This window comes from Clostridioides sp. ES-S-0049-02 (assembly GCF_020658465.1).
Taxonomy (GTDB): domain Bacteria; phylum Bacillota; class Clostridia; order Peptostreptococcales; family Peptostreptococcaceae; genus Clostridioides.
The window spans coordinates 393,269-416,117 of sequence record NZ_JACVWG010000001.1 but is presented as its reverse complement, the minus strand read 5'-3'; the positions used below and the strand labels follow the sequence as shown (position 1 = coordinate 416,117).

Genomic DNA, 22,849 nt, shown 5'->3' with positions numbered 1-22,849 from the left:
GAGGGCGATTGTATTGAAGAAAAAAGTTAGTAAAATAATTGCAATTGGATGTGGTGTTGGTATAATAACAGCTAATTTAATGCCAGCCTATGCAAATGATAATACTTCTTCTATAAATAAAGTTGATAATGCTACCTTAAGTGACTCGACTAAAAGAACGGCTGAAAAAGAACTTTTAACTGCTAGAGATGCTGTCAGTGCAGCAATTAAAAATAGTGAAAAATTAAAAATGAAATCAGAAGAAATAAAAATGTTAAAAGAAAAACTAGAAGTACAGGATGAATTTGATAGTTTTACTGGAAGTGACAACTCATTTCCATATGACCAAATTGGACTTCTTAAAAATCAAAGCGAACAGGCAAAATATTTTATGGAAGACCAAATAGCAAATGATATTACTAATAAGTACAATGATTTAGTATCAAGAGAAAATGAGTTAGATAAAATAAAAAATAATCTTGAGATAAAAACTAAAGAAATTAAAGATATGAAGCTAAAAAAGGATTTAGGTCTAGTGACATCATTGGAAACTGAGTCAGCTGAGCTTGAACTTCAGACGCTACAAAATACTCAAAAATCTAAACTTCAAGAACTAAAAAATAATCAAGATTATTTTAAGTTGTTGACTAATATAAATTTAGACAACTATCAATTAGATAAAGAATACCGTTTTGAGTCTTTTAGAGTAGGTGGTTCAGTTGATTCATACATGGAAGGTAAGGTTAATGAATACTTAAAGTATGACCAATTGATTTTAGAACGTACAGAAGAAAGTTTTAATGATGACGATGAAAATAAGGCAGATTTACCAGATAGACCTAATCTTACAAGACCAGTTGCTCCTACAAAACCAGAACAAGGTAGTTTAACTGATGCTGAATATGAAGTTCTTAAGAAGAAATATGATAAAGATTATGAGCAATATGAAAAAGCAGTTGAAGCATACAATCTTGAAAGACAGACTTATGCATCTGGACTTACTACATATGCAAATTATCTTCAACAAAAATATAATACTGAAAATGGCTTAGTTACACTAGAGGATAGTAAAAAAGCTCTAAAAAAAGGCTTGATTGATAGCTATGCACAATTACTTGCTTTAGAAGATACAATTGGAACAACTAAAAAACAGCTTGAATTATCGGAAAAACAATTAAAAAATACTAAGCTAAGATATGACTTAGGATTGATTACTCTAACTGACTATAAAAAACAAGTAGTAAGCAATGAAGATGCTAAAAATAGCTATGATACACTTATTGTAAACTATAATTCATTAAAAAATGGTATAGAAAAGCCATGGATACTTAGCGATGGAGGCAAAAAATAATACTGTTGTATAAAAGCATTTATTTACTAAAATAAATTTGCTCAATAAAATAGAAAAAGAGTTGGCTTATTATTAGTTCAACTCTTTTTCTATTTACTAAAATATTATTGATTCTAAGAACACATATATTCTTCACTACAAAATAAAGTCTAAAGCTTAATTTAATTACTTCTTATCAAATGTTTCATCTATTTTACATCTGACCATATTAACAAATTCTGAAATATTATATCCTTTCAGCTTACATCCACATTTAGGACAATAGTCCAACTTCCTAGATACTAATGCTCTACAGCTAGGTTCTGGGCATCTCATTTTAAGACTCTCTTCTACTACTTTAAATCCACATCGTGGGCATATACTACCTGGACGTGATGATACTTCTTTTCCACATTTAGGACACTTTGTCAACTTTATCCCCTCCAGTAAACTCAATTTAATTATTGGTTGAAATTTCTCTCTTACAATAATGTATGCAACATAATTAAATACGTTTCACCTACTATAATATAAATTAGTTTTTTTATAATAATATAAAATAAAAATCCCCTATACTCAATTTACAAATACTCTATTTGATACATTGATATATAGGAGATATAATATTTTAGTTTAATTATATATATTTATAATATATTATTATCTAGGGTTTTTTATAGATGCTTGAGCTGCTGCAAGTCTAGCAATTGGCACTCTAAATGGTGAACAAGATACATAGTTAAGTCCTACATTATAACAGAACTCTACTGAAGATGGTTCTCCACCATGTTCTCCACATATTCCTAGTTTTAATTCTGGTTTAACTTCTCTACCTAATTTAACTCCCATCTTAACTAACTTACCAACACCATTTTGGTCTAGTACTTGGAATGGGTCTTTTTCTAATATTTCTTCATCTACATATTGACCTAAGAATTTACCAGCATCATCTCTTGAATATCCAAATGCCATTTGAGTTAAGTCATTAGTACCAAAACTGAAGAAGTCTGCTTCTTGTGCTATTTCATCAGCTGTTAAACAAGCTCTAGGTATTTCTATCATAGTACCTACAGTATAAGGAACTTCTACTCCTTCTTCTTTGATTATAGCATCAACAGTTTCTACTATCATTTTTCTTATTATCTTTAACTCATTTACTTCTCCAATTAATGGAACCATTATTTCTGGAGAAACTTTAACACCTGCTCTTATTGCTTCTATAGCACCTTGTATTATTGCCTTAGATTGCATTACACATATTTCAGGATAAGTTATTGCAAGTCTACATCCTCTGTGCCCAAGCATTGGGTTAAATTCATCTAAATCAACTATTCTCTTCTTAATATCACTTACTTTTATTCCCATAGTTTTTGAAAGTTCTTCTATAGTTTCATCATCATGAGGTAAGAATTCATGTAGTGGTGGATCTAGTAATCTTATATTAACTGGCTTTCCATCCATAACTTTGAATAACTCTACAAAATCTTCTCTTTGCATTGGTAATATTTTTTCAAGAGCTTTTTCTCTTTGCTCTACTGTATTAGACAATATCATTTCTCTAACTGCTGGTAATCTGTCTTCATCAAAGAACATATGCTCAGTTCTACATAGACCTATACCTTCAGCACCAAATTCTATAGCTGCACGAGCATCTCTAGGATTATCTGCGTTAGTTCTAACCATCATAAATTTATGCTTATCTACCCATTGCATTAATTTTTCAAAGTTTCCAGTTAAAGAAACTTCTGTTTTCTTAACATCTCCTAAGTAAACATTTCCTGTAGAACCATCTATAGAAATGTACTCTCCTTCTTTTATAACTATATCATCAAGAGCTCTTACTTCTTTATTAAACTCATCAACTTTTATTTCTCCACATCCAGCAACACAACATTTACCCATACCTCTAGCAACAACTGCTGCATGTGATGTCATTCCACCTCTAGCTGTAAGAATTCCTTCAGCCTTAACCATACCTTCTATATCTTCTGGAGATGTTTCTAGTCTAACTAAAACTACTTTTTCTCCCTTTTCATTTGCTTTTACTACATCATCAGCATTGAAGTAAACTCTACCACTTGCTGCACCTGGTGATGCTGGTAAACCTTTTGCTATAACTTTAGCTTCTTTTAAAGCTTTATCTTCAAATTTTGGATGTAATAACTGGTCTAATTGATTAGGCTCAATTCTCATTATAGCTTCTTTTTCATCTATTATTCCAGCTTCAACTAAATCAACTACTACATTTATTGCTGCTGCTGCTGTTCTTTTACCATTTCTAGTTTGTAATATATATAATCTTTCATTTTCTATAGTAAACTCTATATCTTGCATATCTTTATAGTGACCTTCAAGTATATGAGTAATTTTTACGAATTCATCAAATACAGCTGGCATTACTTCAGCAAGAGTTGATATATTTTGAGGAGTTCTTATACCTGCAACAACATCTTCACCTTGAGCATTCATTAAGAATTCACCAAATAATTTATTTTCTCCTGTAGCTGGATTTCTAGTAAATGCAACACCTGTACCACTAGTTTCTCCCATATTACCAAATACCATTGATTGAATATTTACTGCTGTTCCTAAATTATGAGCTATATCATTTAATCTACGGTATACGATTGCACGAGGGTTATTCCATGATCTAAACACTGCCTCTATAGCAAGCATTAATTGCTCTTTTGGGTCTTGTGGAAAATCACTTTTTATTTCTTTTTTGTATATTGCTTTAAATTCTTTTACTATTTCTTTTAAGTCATCAGTTGTAAGTTCTGTATCAACTGTGTATCCTTTTGCTTCTTTTACTCTATCTAGTACATTTTCAAATTTGTATTTTGGCACTTCCATAGCAACATCAGAAAACATTTGTATGAATCTTCTGTAACTATCATATGCAAATCTTTCATTTTGTGTAGCTTCTGCTAGACCAATAACACTATTGTCATTAAGACCTAAGTTAAGTATTGTATCCATCATTCCTGGCATAGAGAATACTGCACCAGAACGAACTGATACTAGTAGTGGATTTTTATTGCATCCTAATGTTTTGTTTAAATCTTTTTCTAAAGTAGCTAGATGTGCTTCTATTTCTTTTATTATTTCTGCTCTTATACTTTCATTATTAACATAGTAGTCATTACATGCCTCTGTTGTTATAGTGAATCCAGGAGGGACAGGTAAGCCTATCTTAGTCATTTCTGCTAAATTGGCACCTTTACCTCCTAGTAAAGATTTCATGTCTTTGCTTCCTTCACCAAAACTATAAACATACTTAGTTTCCATTGTTAAATCCCCCATTAATCTTTTTTATTTTAATTTATATCATTTTTATTATTAAACATTTTATTAAATTTCTATTTCTTTATATATTTTTAGACCATTTTCCTTCATTATGTCTAAAATTATACCTGCAGTTTCTTCAATTGCTTTATTTGAAACATTTATTACTGGGCATCCAATTTTCTTCATTATTTCTTCTGAATAGTCTAATTCTTGAAGTATTCTTTCTAAGTTAGCATAATTAGCTTTACTAGATAGCCCTAAAGCTTTTAATCTTTGAGTTCTTATTTCATTCAACTTTTCAGGTGAATTAGTAAGACCTATTATCTTCTTAGTTTCTATTTCAAATACTTCTTTAGGAATTGGTATTTCTGGAACTAATGGTACATTAGCTACTTTTATATTTTTATTAGCTAAATACATACTTAAAGGAGTTTTAGATGTTCTTGATATTCCCACTAAAATTATGTCTGCTTGAAGAACTCCTCTAGGGTCCTTTCCATCATCATATTTTACTGCAAATTCTATAGCCTCAACTCTCTTAAAGTAAGATTCATCTAATTTTCTGATTATACCAGCTTCTCTTTTTGGTTTTCTTCCAGTTCTTTTACTTATTTCCCTTAATATATCTGTCATCAAATCTATACAACTAAGACCTTCTCTTTCGCAATATCTTTCAACAATACTGCATAGCTCTTCATCAACTAATGTATATACAATCAAAGCGTTTTCAGCTTTTGCATTTTCTAGTGTTTCAAGTAATACTCCCTTATTAATCATATATGGAAATCTTTTTATTTCATAAGTTTCATTTACATAAAATTGTGACATACATGCTTTTGCAACTTGTTGTGCAGTCTCCCCTACTGAGTCTGATACTGCATATATAATTAGGTTTTTCACCAGCATACCTCCTTAATTGTCAACTATTTCTAAAAATAGCTTAGTTATGTTAGTTTTTGATATTCTCCCAACAACTCTCATATGGTTTTTGTCTTCTTCTTTATATTCAACAATTGGAATCGAATCTACTTCATGTTCTATTATTTTTTTTGAAGCCAATAAAACACTTGCTCCCTTAGTCAAAGTAACTACATTTGGAGTTCTTGTCATTATCATACCTATTGGCATCTTATTTATATCAGAACCTCCTATAGTTGCTTTTAATAAGTCCTTTCTAGAAACAACTCCGCATAATTCTTCATTTTCATCTATAATAACTATACTCCCTACATCAGATAAAAACATAGTGACTATTACATCATATATACTTTCGTCTTTCTTAGCTAGTACAGGCATGCTCATTATATCTTCTACTGTTTTTTCTTTTATACTTTTACCAATTAAATTAATTTCACTAACTCCTGAATAAAAATATCCAACTTTTGGTCTTGCGTCTAGTATTCCTGTCATTGTTAATATAGCTAAATCAGATCTAAGTGTAGCACGAGTCACATTCAAGCTGGAGGCAATACTTTCACTCGTTATTGGTTCATTTTCCTTAACTATATCTATTATTTTTAGTTGTCTTTCATTAAGCTGAATAATAATCACCTTCTTTCATTGTGCTATACTTTTTATCTTTTCGTATCTTATATAGTATATTATATAACTATATATACCATTCTGTAAACAGATTTTTTATTGAATACGATATATTTTTTACCAAGTTCTTTTGCTTAAAGATATTTATTGTATATTAATGGGGGATATTTCTTTAATTAATAGAACTATATTAGTATTACAGTTAATATTATAATACATAATTGGCTATTTTAATTCATTTTATATTAAAATTTTTAATTATATTATCTTAAATATGAATATAAAATTGCAGAATTAATTTAAATTAAACCTACTAGTAAGATTTTTAACTGTAAACAAACTATAAAATAAGATTTATCAAAACACTCTCTCAAAAAATATAAAAAAATTTAAAAGGGCTGATTTTAAAATAACCATCAACCCTCTTTTAAATAACATCTATATTATATTATTATACAATAAATTTTATCCAAATATTTTTTCTTGTAATTGTCTTAAATGATATAAAGTAGTATCTTTTTCTATCTCTACCATATCATATGTTATAACTTCACCCTTTTTAATATCTTTGATAACTTTAGTCTTTTTACTGATTAAACCAATAGGTACAGCATTCATTTCTTTTGCAACATCATATTTTTCTATAGTGCCATAGCATGTATATGCACCATATCCATCCATATACTCACCTTTTTTCAAGTCTTTCTTAGCTATAGTCATAACTTCTGCAACTAATCCAGCTTTAGGCACTATTGTAGCCTTATGCTCTAAAACTGCCATTGCTGCTGATAAAGGAGTTTCTAAACTGCATAAATGATATGGTCTATATAATATGTAATTAGGTCCATCACCCATACTTAAGTATTTTAATTCATCATTAACTGCTTTTAATTTATGAGCAACTACAACGAAAACACCAGGTGCTATACCATTTACAAAATCAACTACACCATAATTATCTAATACTCCACCCTCGCTTTTTAATGCATATTTCTTAGGTACTTCATTAACTGTAGCTTCAATACCATGCCCACCTCTTACATCAGGTACAAATCCAGTTGCATTACACATTAAAGCCATTTCTACCATTGTTTTAGTACCTTCTTTAAAAGAAGCTATCATATGAGGTGAAGCTCCTTTTCTTTCTGCTTCTTTTTTTACAGTATCAGGATTACAGTCTAAATCTAGTTTATTGTTTTTACCTTTACCTACTACTCTAACTTCAAACCCCATTGCATCTGCAAAATCAAATAGACCCATTACTGCCCCTGGTTCATCTCCTGCAGAACCTGTAAATATTACTCCTGCGTCATCTGCTAATTTTTTAAGTATTGGACCAACAACACAATCAGTTTCAGCGTTTAACATTACTATATGTTTTTTATTTAAAATAGCATTTAGTGCTATTTCTGCACCAATTGCAATACCTCCTGTTGCATCTATAACTACATCTATTGACTTTGTTTTGCAAGCCACAAGAAAGTCATTACATGTTAATACTTTTCCTTCTTGTAATTTTAATTCTGCATCTGTTTCATTTGTTACATTATCTATGATTTCTTCTTCTATACCTGCATCAGTAAATGCTTTACGAGCTAATTCTAGATTTATATCTACAACAATAGATGCTTCCATTCCTTTCATATTTGCCATTTGACTTACCATTCCATTACCCATATGACCAGCACCTATAAGAGCTACTTTTATTTTTTTACCTTCTTCTTCTAGCTTTGCAAGTTTTCTGTTTAAATCTAACATATCAATTCCTCCTGTTATAATAATTTTATTTTTCAAATTAATAAATAGTTATTAAATCTCCAATCTTTATATCTGGTTTTCCAATTTCTACATGTATTTCTCCAGGTAAATTTACTTTATCTTCTCCATCAAATTTAATTGTACAGTGACCAATTTCTCTAAGAGTATTTTGAGCAATATCACCAACTGAAACTATACAATAATCTCGATTTCCTATTGTAAGTGTATCCCCTATTTCAACATTACTTTTTAATGTTGATATTGAATGAATTACAGATATATCTTTCAAATCTTCATCATTAATAGTTTCATCGTATATAATAAGACAGTTGCTTTCATTTATTAATTCTTCAACTAAACTGCCTATCCCACTTATCTTAACTTCATACTTCATGATATCCCTCCTGATAATTTATATTAGATTAATTAAAAGAAACATTTATTTTTTCTTTTATAAATTTTATAGCTTGTACAATACTTTCTTCATCTTTAAATTTTTGCTCTGCACTATATATGTCCAATCCTTTTATATCTTCAATCTCTTTAAACTTAGCCATCACTGTGCGACCTTTTAAAATTTCTCCACACTTTATAAATCCCTCTGAATCTGAAGATATAATAGCTATACTTCCTTTAGAAAAATAACTTTTCTTTTTTCCTGTAGACACTATATCGCCCATTTTTTTAGCTTTATTTAAGGCTTTGAAATATAGTTTATTCTGATTCATTACAAACAAAGTATTTAAAACATAAACAACAAATAAAATTATAAGTAGTTTCATATTTACACACCTTTCATAAATTAATTTGTTTTTTTAGTCCTATACAAAACCTATATAACATTCTCAATCAATACTTTTTTAAATTCTACAAAGCTTCTACATTTACTTATCTTATTTGTTAATTTTACATTTTGTCCTATCTTTAAAACTTCTTCATAAATCTTTACCAATAAATCTGAATCCACCTTATCCTCACATGGAAACATTGTCATAAGTATTATTTTTATACTTCTATTTGCATAAAATATTGGCTCTTCTAAAACCCCAACTGCCATTAAAAATTTATCTGACTTTTCATTTACAGCATGAGGAAATAATAAACCTTTATCAAAAACTGTAGGAGATTTTTCTTCTCTTTTGATTATATTTTTTCTAAAATTATCATCAATACATCCCAAATCCATAAGATTGTCCATCATTTTTTCTAATGAATCAAGTATCGTTTTTTCATTTAATATCATAAATTTATTTTCATTTAACAAATTATTTATTAGTAAATTTGGAGAATCAGTAGTATCTATGTTGCCTTCTCTTAAGCATAATACGGTCTTTAATTGTTCCCTCAATTTATTTTCATCAAATATTGTATTGATTTTTAATACTATTGTATTTATATTTGATGTATCTAAATCAATAGTTGTAAAAACTATATCGTATTCATCTAAATTAATGTTTCTCAAATTAAAACTTGAAAGAGTATCAATTTTAGGATTATTTCCTATCAATTTTTCAACTCTTATTTTTAATAGTTTTGCTGTTCCAAGACCTGTCCCACATATAATTGCTATTTTCTTAATTGAATAAAATCTACTACTATTTCTTTCTAAGTATCCACTAAAATGAATTGCTATATAACCAATTTCATCCTCAGAAACTTCTAGATTATATTTTTTCTCTATTACTTTTCCTGCTATTTGTGCCAGCTTAAATGGAAGTATATAGTTTTGTTTGATTTCTTCTAACAATACATTTTTTAATTTTATATTAAATAATAGCCTGTTCAGTGTAAAACTAAGATGATATCCAAGTCCTACCCTTAACTCATCCTCATTTATAAAAATACCCATATCAACATATATCTGATTGAATATGCTTTCCATTAAATCATCAATGTTTTTATTTATTCTACTACTATTTAAAGCACATTCTGATGCTGGTGCATTTCCACTTACTAATGGTATAGTTAAATAAATAATTTCTTCATCATTTAAAATATATTCAAATTTTTCTGATAAAATATTCTTTATTTCCCCAGCAATAAAATACTCATCATATGACTTAAGTAAATCAAATTTTACATCGTACTCTTTTACTATCTTCTGTTCTTTTACTCTATACATCAAAACTACTATGTAATTAAAAACTTCTCTGAGCATTTCATCTGTAACATAAAAATTATTATTTTTAAATAAAGTCAATAATTCTTCTTCTAAACTTACAATTTCTTCTTTTTTGATACATTTAAAGTACTTAGAATTATTTAAATCTTTTCTTGAATCTTTATACAACTGATTTAATATAAGTAACCTAATATCAAGTTCACTACCATGTAATTTCATTCCTGTATTTTGCTTTTTTACTAAATTCAAATTATAAGAATTTAATACCTTTTCTACATATTGAAAGTCATTTACTAGTGTAGTTCTTCCTATACACATCTCATCTGCTAGACTATCCAGTGTAATAAATCCATCTAGTTCTATCAAATAATTTAGTATAAACTCTGCCCTCTCTTCCTTTGAATTTAATGAAAATACACTTTTTTTATTCACATCAATAATCTTATTGAGTATTTGCTTATCTTTTATCTCTAGTTTATAGCCTTGACCTTTTATATATTTTATTATTGCTATGTTACTTCCTAAATCTTTATTCAATTGCTTTATATATGTTCTGACACTTCTGGTTGTAACATTCAATTCGTCTGCTATTGAATCAATACTTACAAACTCTTTTTTACTACACATAATCAATATCTTGAATATTTTACGGTCAATAGAAGGAATTTTCTCAGTTACATTCATTTTGCATCTCCTCCTTGATTTCATTCTAGTACAAACTTGAAACCAAATTAATACATAAAATTTCACTTTGCTAGAGGAAAATTTAGTATTAATCCAAATCAATAATCACTCCTAATTAATACTACAAAAGCTAGTCTTTCATTAACTAAAATTTTGACTAGCTTAAGTTTACATTTACAATTTTATTAATTAAGTTTAAATCTCATAACAACATAAAATACTATCTTAATGCAAATATTGCAACGCCATACGCAATAATTACAGATATTGGCCCAGTTATTAAACGAGAGTAAAATAATGCTGGTACTCCATATTCCACGGTTTCTGGTTCTGCTTCTCCTAAACTTAATCCTACTGGGACAAAGTCACAGCCAGCTTGCCCATTTATTGCAAATAAAGCAGGAAGTGCTAAATATGCTGGTATTGCACCAAGACCAATTTGTGTTCCTACAAGAGTACCTACTACCTGTGCTATAACTGCTCCAGGACCTAATATAGGTGATAAAAATGGAAGTGTACAAATTATTGATATAACTAACAAACCACCAATGTTTCCTGCAAGTGGTGATATTACCTTTGCAATCCAATCACCTAACCCAGATGCCAAAATAATTCCCATAAGCATACTTACAAATGCCATAAATGGTATTACATTATTCATTATCATTTGGATAGTATCTCTACCCGCATCATAAAACTTTGATACTACTTGTCCTGCTCCTTGCCCAATAGAAAGTATTATGTTTTTCTTCGCATATTCTTCTTGAGCTTTTGATTTTACTTCATTATAATTATCAGGCTTTCTAATAGAACTTTGACTTTCATTTTTATTTTCTTGAGATTTTTTTTGTGTTTCTTCACCATCTAAAATACTTATGCAATTAATATTAACATCTGATACATAGTATTCTTCAGTTATAAATTTTGCTAAAGGCCCTGTTTTTCCCACTGGATTTACATTAATTGTAGGTATTTTCTTCTTTGGATAAACCCCACACCTTGCTGTTCCACCACAATCAATAATAACTACTGCCACCTCTTCATCAGGAATCCCAGTTTTAAATCCATCTATAACCTCACAATCCAATAATTCTTTTATTTTTAATGTCACTTCATGAATACCACCAGCAGTCATTGACAATATTTTATTTCTAGTTGCTTCTTTTTTTATGTATAAAGGTCCTCCCCAACCAGAAGTTCCCTTTTCTATCTTTAATACTCTATTTGCATCCATTTTAAACCCCTCCTAAGCCTTATTTGTTGCTTTATTTTTTCTTGTTAAAAATGCGTACATTTTTTCTGTTACTACACCTCTTATAAAAATCACAATTAGACCAACTATAAAATACCATAATGCTAATGTAGTTGTTTCCTTACCTAATGTAGTTAAACCTGCTGAAATACCTAGCCATACAAAAAGTTCTCCTGCATTTGCATGTGGGAAAAGTCCTGTAATTGGATGTACAAATGAAACAGCTGCATCATAAAATCCTGCTTTATGTTCCTCTTTTAGAAATCTACCAAATGTATAACACATAGGATTTCCTAAGAAAAATACTGACACTAATGGAAGCAAAGTATATCTTGTAAAAGCATTTCTTCCAAGTTTAGAAGCCCATTTATTTACTCTTTCTTCACCAACTATTTTAATCAATGAGTTAATAGCTACCATTAAAACGATTAATGTTGGAAGAGTCCCTGATATAAGACCTACAAATTGTTCTCCTCCCTTTTGAAATAAACCAATAAACCACTCTGCACCTTTACTTAGACCTGTAATAACGTTTTCCATAAGATTATAACCTCCCTATAATTTCTTTAAATTTTTAATTTTATTGACTAGCTTTAATTCTACAAATTGCATCCTTTTTCTGTAAGATATACTATTATTATAAATGTTTTTCTTTGATTAATATCATTTTAATATAATATTTTTGATAAATTAATACATCTTTTTTCAACTTTGCAAAGGAAAAAGTTGTACTAATTAGAATTTTCAGAAATATACAAATTTTATTGTGACTATATTTTAAATTTTTCTTAGAAATTTAAGAACTTGTTTTTATTTATTTTATTATCGAAATTGTCGATAGCTACTATAAATAAAAAAATAGATGCTCTTTTCTGAGCATCTATTTTCTATTTCAACTTATTTTTAGTTTTATCTACAGTTATTTTATAGGTATACAAATATCAATCTGTGAATCTACATTATCAGGTCCTAAAAATCTTTCATCATATATCTCGAAATCATCTCTTATATCAATTTTTTCCTTTGTGCTTAAGAACCAAGTTCCCCATATATATTCATAAGTTTTATCTAGCTTGTCCAAGCTACCAGTATGAGTGAATACAGCGTATTTTCCTCCATCAATATTTTTTGAAACAAATAAACTTGGTATATTTTCATAGCTACTAACTTCAAGCCCTATTATTTCGTTAAATTCCATAGTTTCACTAAGTAGATGTATTTGTGGAGTTGCTTCACAAATTCCAAATGCTCTGTTTGATGGCAAAGTGTTTGGCACCATATTGTATACTTCTCTAAATTTTTCCCACAAACTAGGTAATGACTCATCTTCTAGTGTTACTTTTTCTTTTATACCAATTACTTTTATTGAATCTATCTCTTTTATAACTGGTTTGATTGTTACATTTTCAACTAAATGTTTCATAAAATCTAATTCTAGTTTTTTCTTCTTTCCAACAAATACATCTATTCTATTTTTTCTATATTCTATGGGACTGACCTTGTATATAGATTTAAATGCTCTACTAAATGCTTCTGAAGATTCAAAACCACTATCAATTGCTATATCTAGTACCTTTTTATCACTGTATAAAAGTTCTTTAGAACTATTAACTAATCTTCTTTTTTTTATATAACTTCCTACACTCTCACCAAACATAGATTTAAATAAACGTGTTAAATGATAATAAGAATATCCAGATTCTTTTGCTACATCATTTACACTTATATCTTCTTTTAAGTTATTTTCAATATATATTATAGATTTTTCAAAATACTTTAAGTAATCCAAGGTTATACCCCTATTCTCTTTAATATTCTCAAGTATTATAATATTTTAAGTAACACTATTTTGTTTACTATACTAAAATATCATAAACAATGCAACATTATGTAGCACTTTCATTTTATTTTGTATATATAACTACATAGGATAATCAGAGTATTTCTTATTCAATTAATTTAAAAAAATCTGATGGTGATTTCTCTATATTTATATTTACAAGTTGTGTTGTATACTTAAAGTTATCATTTAAATAGTAACTATTCCAACCATTGTCTTCCAATCCACCCCATAAAATATTAAATTTTCCCATAGTTAGGTCCATAACTATACTTTTTAAAGTTCCAAAAAAATCATTATAATAATTACAAGATAGACCTTGTGGATATTTTGAAGTCAATAAATTAATTAAATCTTTCTCTCCAATCTTTTTAGAACTTTCTATATACTCTTTAATTAATTTATATCTATGAATAGAATTGCTCATTGATTGTGGTTCTAGTTTATGAAGTTCCTCAATATGGACATGATTTGTAGAATGCAAAAATGACTCCCTTTCACTTTCTGCCTTATTTATTCTATTTATGTCTTTTCTTCCATCTAAAGTTTCTACAAGTGCAATATTTCCAGACTTATCTGCAATCAATAAATTAATATTATATGCTATTGGCATGTCTTCTATATATACCAATGCTTCCTCTACATCCTTACAGTTTTCCAACAAATATCTAATAACAGCCCAAAATTGTAAACCTACAACAGCTGGCTTTCTCAGTCCCTCTGAATTACCTACAGGTAAACCACAAGATGACTGACTCACACCTAAACCACATTCATTCATTCCCTCAGTTCTACCAAACTGCATTACTGTAGTCCCAATATGTGCGTATTTACCAGCTACCTTAGTTCTGCATAATACAAAATCCTCCATCTTGTGTGAAAAGTCAAAATTACGTGCAAATAGTACATGACCATTTTCAGTTAATTCTGGTGCTAATGCAACTTGACTACAACCTGGTCTAAGATATGTCATAGTATAGTATAAAATTTGATTCTGATTTACATTAATAGCATCAGCAAAACCTTGTAATTCTTCATTAAGCCCTGGACAATATTTATCAAATAACTCCACCATATGATTTTCTTCTTCTTTAGTTAAAACATTAGATTTATTAATTTGTTCACCTATCAACTCTGGTATATTTACAATTGATTTTCCTAACTCATACCCTATTTCATAATTTGTACCACATAATTCGAAAGTTCTTACTTTTAAGGTCTCCATATTGTTTCCTCCTACATATATCTTGTATTTAATTTTATCATCAGAGCTATAACCTTTCATGATATTTTTTGCTATGATAAGTTAACAAATCTAAAAGGTCTAATAAGTACCAGATTTATATAGGATTATTTAAGTTTCTATATCATTTAAATCATATGATGTTTTTTTAATACTAGGCATAATACCTTTTTGTATTTCTTGTTGGGCTTGTTTTACTAGCGCATTATAATCATTCCCCTTCATTCTTTCTAAGTGTCATACATTTAGCAAATGTATTTCCTGTTTTTAAATATGTATATCCAGGCATTTCAAATAAAATTGGTTTTAATTTATCATAATCGATTTTGCTTTCTTCATTTAAAATTTCTTCAGCTGCATATGTATGACTTATTTTTAAGATAAAATTTTCAAATCCATTTGTTTCATAAATATCATCCACATAACATTCCATGTTTAGTTTTGATTCTTTTATTAGTGGTGCACCTTCGTCACCTATTTCGTATTCAAATACTTTTGATTTATCAATTTTACTTCCACTTACACAACCAACATAATCTGCTTTTGACAACATATACTCATCTACAATATTTACAGAAAGCACTTTGCTTTCTTTAATTCCTTTATTCGTATAATGTAATTTTGCTAAACTTACCATAATATGGTCATGTCCAATAATACCTAAATGTCCTACTAACATCCAGTTAGGTCTTTCATTAATTACTACTCCAACTACTACTAATGGTGTAGGATATAATCCTATTACAGAACCTAAATCTTTTTTCATATATAATTACCTCTTTTATTTTATTTTTTATATTGTATTCCCTTAACTCAACTTAAGGTCAAGCATTATTTTTTATATTCATGCTTTTCTTTCCACTCCTTAACCATTTTTTGTGTTACAGGGTCACACAGGTTATAGTAATTTTCAATTTTATACTCAACAACATCTAAACATTCTTGAAGTTTACTAATCTGTGTAGTCAAATCTTCCTTTACTTCCACCAATATTTCTCTACGTACTTCCTTTGTATCATCATCAGAGCATGCAAGTCGTACATATTCAATAATAGCTTCTAAAGAAGCACCTGCTTTTTTAAACTTCATCACAAACTCAATCCAATGAATAGCGCGTTCATCATAATCACGAATTCCAGATTTATTTTTAGGAATAGGTGGAATCAAACCAATCCTTTCATAATAACGCAAATTATCGACTTATATTCCAGTACGTTTTGAGGCTTCTTTAATTGTCATAAGCATCACACTCCTTATAATTATCTTTTTTTAATATACAACCTTAAGTTAACTTCAGGTCAAGTCTTTTTAAAAACTTTTTTTATAAATTAAAAAAGTAAATCAAAAAGGTGAACTATATAAAGTTCACCTTTTATTTTAGAGACTATACTTAAATGTAATTTATTATATTATAAATTTTATAATTTAATATGTTCAATCCCAATATATTTTATTTTAAAATTATATAAATGTATTTTTTAACACTTTAAAAAGGACCTAAATTAATCTGTACTGCAATCATCAAAAATATAAATCCTAAAGCTAATTCCATAAGTATTATCTTTGATGCAAATTTAAACCATCTTGTATAAGGGATATGAGCAATAGATATTCCAGCCATAAGAACGCCTAGCGTTGGTACTATTCCATTTGCAAATCCATCACCCATTTGGTAAGCTAAAACTGCAACTTGTCTAGGTATCCCAATAACATCTGCAAGTGGAGCCATAAGTGGCATAGTTACCATAGCTTGACCTGTACCTGAAGGTATAAAGAAATTGATTACAGATTGCATAATCATCATTGCTCCTCCACTAAAAATCCTAGGAACATAATTTAACACTAATGACAATCCATGAACTATTGAATCTAAAATTACTCCTTGTTCTAATATAACTACTATACTAGATGCAAATCCTATCAAAATAGCTGGATAGACCATCTCTTGCATCCCTTTTACAAATCCAGAGGCAATTTTATTTGGATTCATACCATAGACTATTCCACATAAAATTCCTAGAGCAAAGAAATAAGCTGATAAATCCGACATTCCTAAAGAAAATTTTACAATCAATATCATCAGAACCAGTATTCCTCCAAAGAATGTAACTAATACTCTAATATTTCCAGAAGATAACTTATCCCCGACAGAAGACTCATCAATTTGCCAGTGACTATAATCAATGTCTGACACCAAACTTTTACTTGGGTCTTTTTTTATCTTTTTACAATAAAAAATTATATATGTAGAAAGTAAAATCATTGTACAAATCCAAAATATCCATCTAAACCACATACCTGAAAAAAGTGGTAAACCTGAAATACCTTGTGCTAATCCTACTGTAAAAGGATTAATAGTAGCTGAACCATAACCTGATGCAAGCCCTAACAATAAAATTCCTGAAGCAACTAATGCATCATATCCCAAAGCAATACATAAGGTCATCAATATAGGTAAGAATGCAATACATTCTTCATACATTCCTACAACTCCACCAGCTAGTCCAAAAGTCAATACTAGACATGTAATTATAATCTCACCTTTTTTACTTCCTTTACTTTTGGAGATAACTCTACCAATTAGGGCATCTAGTGAGCCAGTAGAATTTACTATACCAAATGCACCTCCAATAATAAGTACAAAAAAAACTGTTACAGAATTTTTTCCAAGCCCGCTTGGTATAGCTCTGAATACATCCATTATACTGACAGGATGTTGTTCTCCATATGTAAAACTTCCAGCTTGCACAATCATATTTCCAGTATTTAAATCTTCAACTCTATTATATGTTCCAGAAGGAACAATGTAGGTCATTATGGCTGCAAATATAATTAAACCTATCATCAAAACATATGCATCCGGGAATGCTAATTTTTTCTTTTTGATTTTACTCTTATTAGTCATAGCCTAATCCCCTTTGTTAGAATTTACTCTTCTTTCATTTTTTTTAGTAATTCTGGTTCTTCAAATAAACGTAATCCTGTCAAAGCTAATACTTTTATTCCATCAATTACTCTATCTTTTGCATATGGCTTTATAGCTGCTTCTAAAAATTCTTTTGTATGTAGTTCTTCACCATTTTCAGAGAATTTTATCAAAGGATGTATACATGGCATAATTTGACTAAGATTTCCCATATCTGTCGAACCTAATAATACCTGCTCATCGTCATCATATATACCAAATTCCTCCATAATGTTTGTAAAGATACCTGTTAAAACCTTGTTTGCATTTAAGCCTTGGCAAGTTGGCTCAAAATGGTAAAATTCAAGTTCACAGCCAGTAGCTATTGCAGCTCCTCTAGCACAATTTTTTACTTTTTCAACCACCTCGTCAAAGTAGTCTTGCTCTTTTGCTCGTATTTCTAGTCTTACTTTCCCCATGTCAGGTATTACATTTGCAGCAGTTCCTGCTTCTAGTATGATACCATGTATTCTAGTTCCATCTACCAATTGTTGTCTCAATGCATTTACATTATTATATAATAACACTACTGCATCCAAAGCATTTATTCCATTATATGGCTTAGCTCCTGCGTGGGATGCTTTCCCAGTAAATATAAAATCTAATCCTCCTATTGCTATAATTTCTGGAGTTACACAAGTCTTTGAGTTTGGGTGTATCATCATTGCAGCATCATAACCATCAAATACACCATGTTCTATCAAGTAAGGTTTTCCATCCCCAGTTTCTTCAGCTGGTGTCCCAATTATACTTACCTCTCCTTTGTAAGTATCTAGTATACTTGCAAGAGTTATTCCAGCTCCAACTCCCATGGAAGCTATCAAATGATGGCCACATGCATGACCATTACCTGGAAGAGCATCGTATTCTGCTATAAATGCTATTCTTGGACCATCGCCATTTTTCTTTGTTGCTTTAAAAGCTGTTGCCATACCTGCCAAATTTTCCTCAACCTCAAAACCTTCTTCTCTTAGAAATTTTGATATTTTTTTAGCAGATTTATACTCTTGTAGGGCAATTTCTGGTTCATCATACAAAGATTGACATAGCTCCAAAATTTTTTCTTTCTTTAAATCCGCCACTTGTATTATTTTTTCCTTCATATCAATCTTACCTCCCATTAAAATTAATTTATATATTTATTCATATAAGATAAAACAAACTTATATTTATTACATTAAAACTATTTCTACACTTATAGTAAAACCTAGTGACTTATTCAACAGTAAAAATTTTTCTATCCATTATTTTATCTATTAAAATAAATAATCTTACTATATATACTAACCTTTAAAATAACAGTTTTGAATATAAATATGTATTTCTACATGTATAAACCAAATAACTAATAAGTAAAAATATAAACATATGCATTAAAAATTTATAATTTATTATATTGAGTTTACATAACTTTAATATCTATTTTGAAAGTCCAATTAAAACGTCTATATAAAATACTATAAAAATCATTAATTCAATTTAACTTCTGCTCGTTCTCTTTTAAGCATCTATTTTCCCAAAATTCAGCATTTTTTATATCCAATTCAACAGGATTAAAATTTCTATCAGCTCTTTTTATTCCTAATTTTTTCTGTCTTAGGTAATCATAATATGCTTTTATAGCTGGCCTTTGAAGTGTAAAGATAGCAATTAAGTTTATATATGTTAAAACGCCTATACATATATCACCTAATGCCCAACTTGTAAGTGGTTCTATAAAACAACACATTGCTGCACATATTATAAGCATAAATCTACAGACATTTATTATATGCTTTTCATGTTTTTGTGCTTTAATTCTAGTTACCAAATAAGATACATTGGTCTCCATCATATATGAGAATGCTAATAATGTTGTGAAGGTAAATAATAATAAAACTATTGCTATAAAAATATCACCTAGTTGAGGATGTAATGTATTTATTGCACTCTGCACATATTGTGGACCTGGCTCTACACCTGGTAATACAGTTAAAACTCCTGTAACATTGTATTTTCCTGTTATTATAATCATAATACCTGTAGCCATACATATTAATAATGTATCCACATAAACAGAGAAAGCTTGAACTAATCCTTGTTTAGCTGGATGACTTACTTCTGCTGCTGCTGCACCATAAGTTCCAGAACCTTCACCTGCTTCATTTGAATATATACCTCTTTTAACTCCCCAAGATATTGCTGCACCTAACATTCCTCCAAACATTGAACCAAATCCGAATGCAGATTTAAACATAGTTATAATAGCTCCTGGAACTAAATTTATATTTACTATGATTATCACTATTGTCATGATAAGATATGCTCCACCCATTATAGGTACTACCTTTTCAGCAAATAAACCAATTCTTTTAATTCCTCCAAAAATTATTATTCCTAATGCAATAGAAGATGTAACTGCAATTGTCATTCTTGAAAATCCAAATGCTTGATTCATTGCTAAGTATAGAGTATTTGATTGCGTCCCAGGCATGAAAAATGTATAACTTATGATTGCAACTACTGAAAATAAAATTGAACATCTTTTCCATCCAAGACCTTTTTCAAAGTAATACGGAGGACCACCTCTGTACTGACCATCATGTTCATCTTTGTATATTTGAGCTAGAGTAGATTCTACAAATGCAGTCGCCGAGCCTAAGGTAGCCATTATACACATCCATACTAATGCTCCTGGCCCTCCCATTGCTATTGCTACAGCCACACCAGCTATATTACCAGTTCCAATTCTTCCAGCCATTGATGTAGCAAATCCTTGAAATGATGATATACCAACCTGAGAACTATCTCCTTCAAGTAAAAGGGTAAACATTTCTTTTATGTCTTTTATTTGGAAAAATTTTAATTTCAATGAAAAATACAATCCTATGCATAAGCACATTGCAACTAATACAGGTGACCAAACAATTCCATTAATGGTGTTAACTAAATCGGTCACTCAACTCACCACCATTCATTTTAATTTATAGACAATAATTTAAACAGCTATGTACTAATATTTTGTATAAACTTTATTTAACTCAACATATCTTATAGACTCATTTTTTATTTTATTTACCTTATTTCTATCTTTTAATATGTAAACTCCAACAATTATTACCAAAATTAAGAATATCAATTGATACATGAACATAAGTGTATAAATTTTTTAACGATATGTGTTTGACAGACAATCAAACAATATAAATTGAAATACATATAAGGAAAAGCCCAATACTACTACATAAATAGTACACTATTAATATGTAGCTAGATAATATATAGTTAGATTTCATAATTTTCTTATTTATCATTAGATATAAAATTGAGTGCAAATATCATCTATTACTAAAATCCATGTAAAATTTATATTAAACAAACTTATGTAAATATACAAATAGGTGATAATTGCTACTCAATCTTATACTTTTAGGGGTAACTTTATGCTAAAACTGTACTAAAAACACTTGATAACATTTTAATTTTTTCACACTTTATTCATCAAATATAACTATAAGTTTTAATTTAGTATTACTTTTTATACAGTATTTATGTCAGTAGATTATACTGAAAAAAATACTCTCTTATTAAATGAAACTTTTAAGCTTTTAACTTCTCTAATCTTTTCTTTTTAACTTTTAATATATATAAACAAGATAATATTCCTATTACTAAAATAGCTATTTGGAATATAAATGTATATGTGTACCCTTTATTACCATAAGTATCTATCCAATGCCCTATTAATGCAAATTGGAATACATCTGGTGAAAAGCCTAAAGCTGCTGCTATACCTATAGTAGTAGCTGAATATTTAACTGGCACATTTACTTCCTCTTGAACTGCATAGTATATACCTTTTCCCATATAACCTAATATACCTACTACAAATGTTAATGCTATAAATAAAGTCATTGGCGTTGATGAAGGCAATACTAAGAATAAAACTATTACTACTATACCAAGTACATATATTGGTAAAAGCACTTTAGTAGGTGATTTTACTTTGTCTGCACAGTACCCTCCAAATGGAGCACCAAATAATTTTAATCCATGTTGTCTTATTATAGCCAATGCTCCAGATAGTGCAACTGAACCTCCAAGTACTGATGTTATATAAGGTGTAAAGTAAGACATTGTAACTGTAAATGAATATACACAGAATATACTTATACCTACTAACCAAGTATTTGGTGATTTTAAAACTACCATAAAGTCACTAGCAGCCATTTTTTCACTTTTACCTTCTTCTTTTTCTTCACTAATATCTACATCTTTAATTACAAACCATAATACTGGACACATTACTATAGATAATATTCCTAAAGATATCATTACCCATCTCATACCTAAAACAGGAGTTGAAAATAATGTATAAATATATAAGAATATAGCTCCCATTACTACTCCAGAAACTCCAACCATAGCTTCATTAAATCCATAAACTTTACCTTGATTTTCTTTTCCTATAACTCTAAGTATCTTTACCATAGAAGGGTAGTTCATAACTAATGATGTAATTGCACAACCTACCCAAGTTATGACAGCAAATGTATAGTTCATGTTAAATGCAAATAAAAATGATACTATTCCATTAAGAAATACAGAGCCTAAAATTATCTTTCTATAATCAAATCTATCTGCTAACCATCCTCCTATAGGAGCTCCAAATATATTACCTAATCCATAAATTGTAAGTAGAAAACCTAGTTGAGTATTTGAACACTGTAATGCTTTTAAAATTGGATCATACAATGTGTATTGGATAAATGGTATAATATAAACTAATTCCCAACATATAGCTATGATAACAAGTTGAATCATTAACTTTCCAAACTTTATCCCGTTCCCTTTTTCTCCCATAATT

19 protein-coding genes are annotated in these 22,849 nt (G+C 29.1%); 1 reads left to right on the top strand and 18 read right to left on the bottom strand.

Features of this window, described 5'->3' with window-relative positions; translation table 11 throughout:
- Positions 1-13: 13 nt before the first annotated feature.
- On the top strand, positions 14-1,330 hold the full coding sequence (locus tag IC213_RS01910) for a TolC family protein (protein WP_227432630.1): 1,317 nt from the start codon (positions 14-16) through the stop codon (positions 1,328-1,330).
- A gap of 165 nt (positions 1,331-1,495) precedes the next feature.
- Here the strand turns inward: IC213_RS01910 and IC213_RS01905 are convergent, their stop codons facing one another.
- From IC213_RS01905 to IC213_RS01820, 18 genes are all read right to left on the bottom strand, one after another.
- Positions 1,496-1,741, bottom strand: coding sequence for a hypothetical protein (locus IC213_RS01905; protein WP_227432629.1), 246 nt, complete (start codon positions 1,739-1,741; stop codon positions 1,496-1,498).
- A gap of 228 nt (positions 1,742-1,969) precedes the next feature.
- On the bottom strand, positions 1,970-4,597 hold the full coding sequence (ppdK, locus tag IC213_RS01900; protein ID WP_227862676.1) for a pyruvate, phosphate dikinase: 2,628 nt from the start codon (positions 4,595-4,597) through the stop codon (positions 1,970-1,972).
- Between the two features lie 63 nt (positions 4,598-4,660).
- Positions 4,661-5,503 carry a pyruvate, water dikinase regulatory protein gene (locus IC213_RS01895; RefSeq protein WP_227432627.1) on the bottom strand — a complete coding sequence of 281 codons (843 nt, stop codon included), beginning with the start codon at positions 5,501-5,503 and terminating at the stop codon, positions 4,661-4,663.
- A gap of 6 nt (positions 5,504-5,509) precedes the next feature.
- Entirely contained in the window at positions 5,510-6,148 is a 639-nt protein-coding gene (locus IC213_RS01890; protein ID WP_227432626.1) for a helix-turn-helix transcriptional regulator, read from the bottom strand.
- A gap of 456 nt (positions 6,149-6,604) precedes the next feature.
- Positions 6,605-7,897, bottom strand: coding sequence for an NAD(P)-dependent oxidoreductase (locus IC213_RS01885; RefSeq protein WP_227862675.1), 1,293 nt, complete (start codon positions 7,895-7,897; stop codon positions 6,605-6,607).
- Between the two features lie 37 nt (positions 7,898-7,934).
- The gene (locus IC213_RS01880) at positions 7,935-8,291 is read right to left on the bottom strand and encodes a PTS glucitol/sorbitol transporter subunit IIA (RefSeq protein ID WP_227432624.1); all 357 of its coding nucleotides are present in this window, start codon (positions 8,289-8,291) and stop codon (positions 7,935-7,937) included.
- Positions 8,292-8,319: 28 nt separating this feature from the next.
- Complete coding sequence (locus IC213_RS01875; protein ID WP_227432623.1) at positions 8,320-8,679, bottom strand: transcriptional regulator GutM; 360 nt, start codon at positions 8,677-8,679, stop codon at positions 8,320-8,322.
- Between the two features lie 50 nt (positions 8,680-8,729).
- Positions 8,730-10,703, bottom strand: a complete 1,974-nt coding sequence (locus tag IC213_RS01870) for a BglG family transcription antiterminator (protein ID WP_227862674.1) — start codon at positions 10,701-10,703, stop codon at positions 8,730-8,732.
- Between the two features lie 220 nt (positions 10,704-10,923).
- A complete protein-coding gene (locus tag IC213_RS01865) occupies positions 10,924-11,937 on the bottom strand; it encodes a PTS glucitol/sorbitol transporter subunit IIB (protein WP_227482828.1) in 1,014 nt (337 codons plus the stop codon).
- A gap of 12 nt (positions 11,938-11,949) precedes the next feature.
- Positions 11,950-12,495, bottom strand: coding sequence for a PTS glucitol/sorbitol transporter subunit IIC (locus tag IC213_RS01860; RefSeq protein WP_227432620.1), 546 nt, complete (start codon positions 12,493-12,495; stop codon positions 11,950-11,952).
- Positions 12,496-12,874: 379 nt separating this feature from the next.
- Complete coding sequence (locus tag IC213_RS01855; protein WP_227835773.1) at positions 12,875-13,744, bottom strand: AraC family transcriptional regulator; 870 nt, start codon at positions 13,742-13,744, stop codon at positions 12,875-12,877.
- A gap of 157 nt (positions 13,745-13,901) precedes the next feature.
- Positions 13,902-15,020, bottom strand: a complete 1,119-nt coding sequence (locus IC213_RS01850) for a C45 family peptidase (RefSeq protein WP_227835774.1) — start codon at positions 15,018-15,020, stop codon at positions 13,902-13,904.
- A 229-nt stretch (positions 15,021-15,249) separates the two neighbouring features.
- The gene (locus IC213_RS01845) at positions 15,250-15,804 is read right to left on the bottom strand and encodes a flavin reductase family protein (RefSeq protein WP_227862673.1); all 555 of its coding nucleotides are present in this window, start codon (positions 15,802-15,804) and stop codon (positions 15,250-15,252) included.
- A 65-nt stretch (positions 15,805-15,869) separates the two neighbouring features.
- Positions 15,870-16,229 (bottom strand): MerR family transcriptional regulator, encoded by a 360-nt coding sequence (locus tag IC213_RS01840; protein WP_227862672.1) that lies wholly within the window; start codon positions 16,227-16,229, stop codon positions 15,870-15,872.
- 295 nt (positions 16,230-16,524) lie between these two features.
- The gene (locus IC213_RS01835) at positions 16,525-17,943 is read right to left on the bottom strand and encodes a YfcC family protein (RefSeq protein WP_227432615.1); all 1,419 of its coding nucleotides are present in this window, start codon (positions 17,941-17,943) and stop codon (positions 16,525-16,527) included.
- A gap of 23 nt (positions 17,944-17,966) precedes the next feature.
- Positions 17,967-19,106, bottom strand: coding sequence for a M20 family metallopeptidase (locus IC213_RS01830; RefSeq protein WP_227824172.1), 1,140 nt, complete (start codon positions 19,104-19,106; stop codon positions 17,967-17,969).
- Between the two features lie 371 nt (positions 19,107-19,477).
- Positions 19,478-20,941, bottom strand: coding sequence for an alanine/glycine:cation symporter family protein (locus IC213_RS01825; protein WP_227432613.1), 1,464 nt, complete (start codon positions 20,939-20,941; stop codon positions 19,478-19,480).
- 641 nt (positions 20,942-21,582) lie between these two features.
- Positions 21,583-22,845: an MFS transporter gene (locus IC213_RS01820; RefSeq protein WP_227432612.1), complete on the bottom strand. Its 1,263-nt coding sequence runs from the start codon at positions 22,843-22,845 to the stop codon at positions 21,583-21,585.
- Positions 22,846-22,849: the final 4 nt, after the last annotated feature.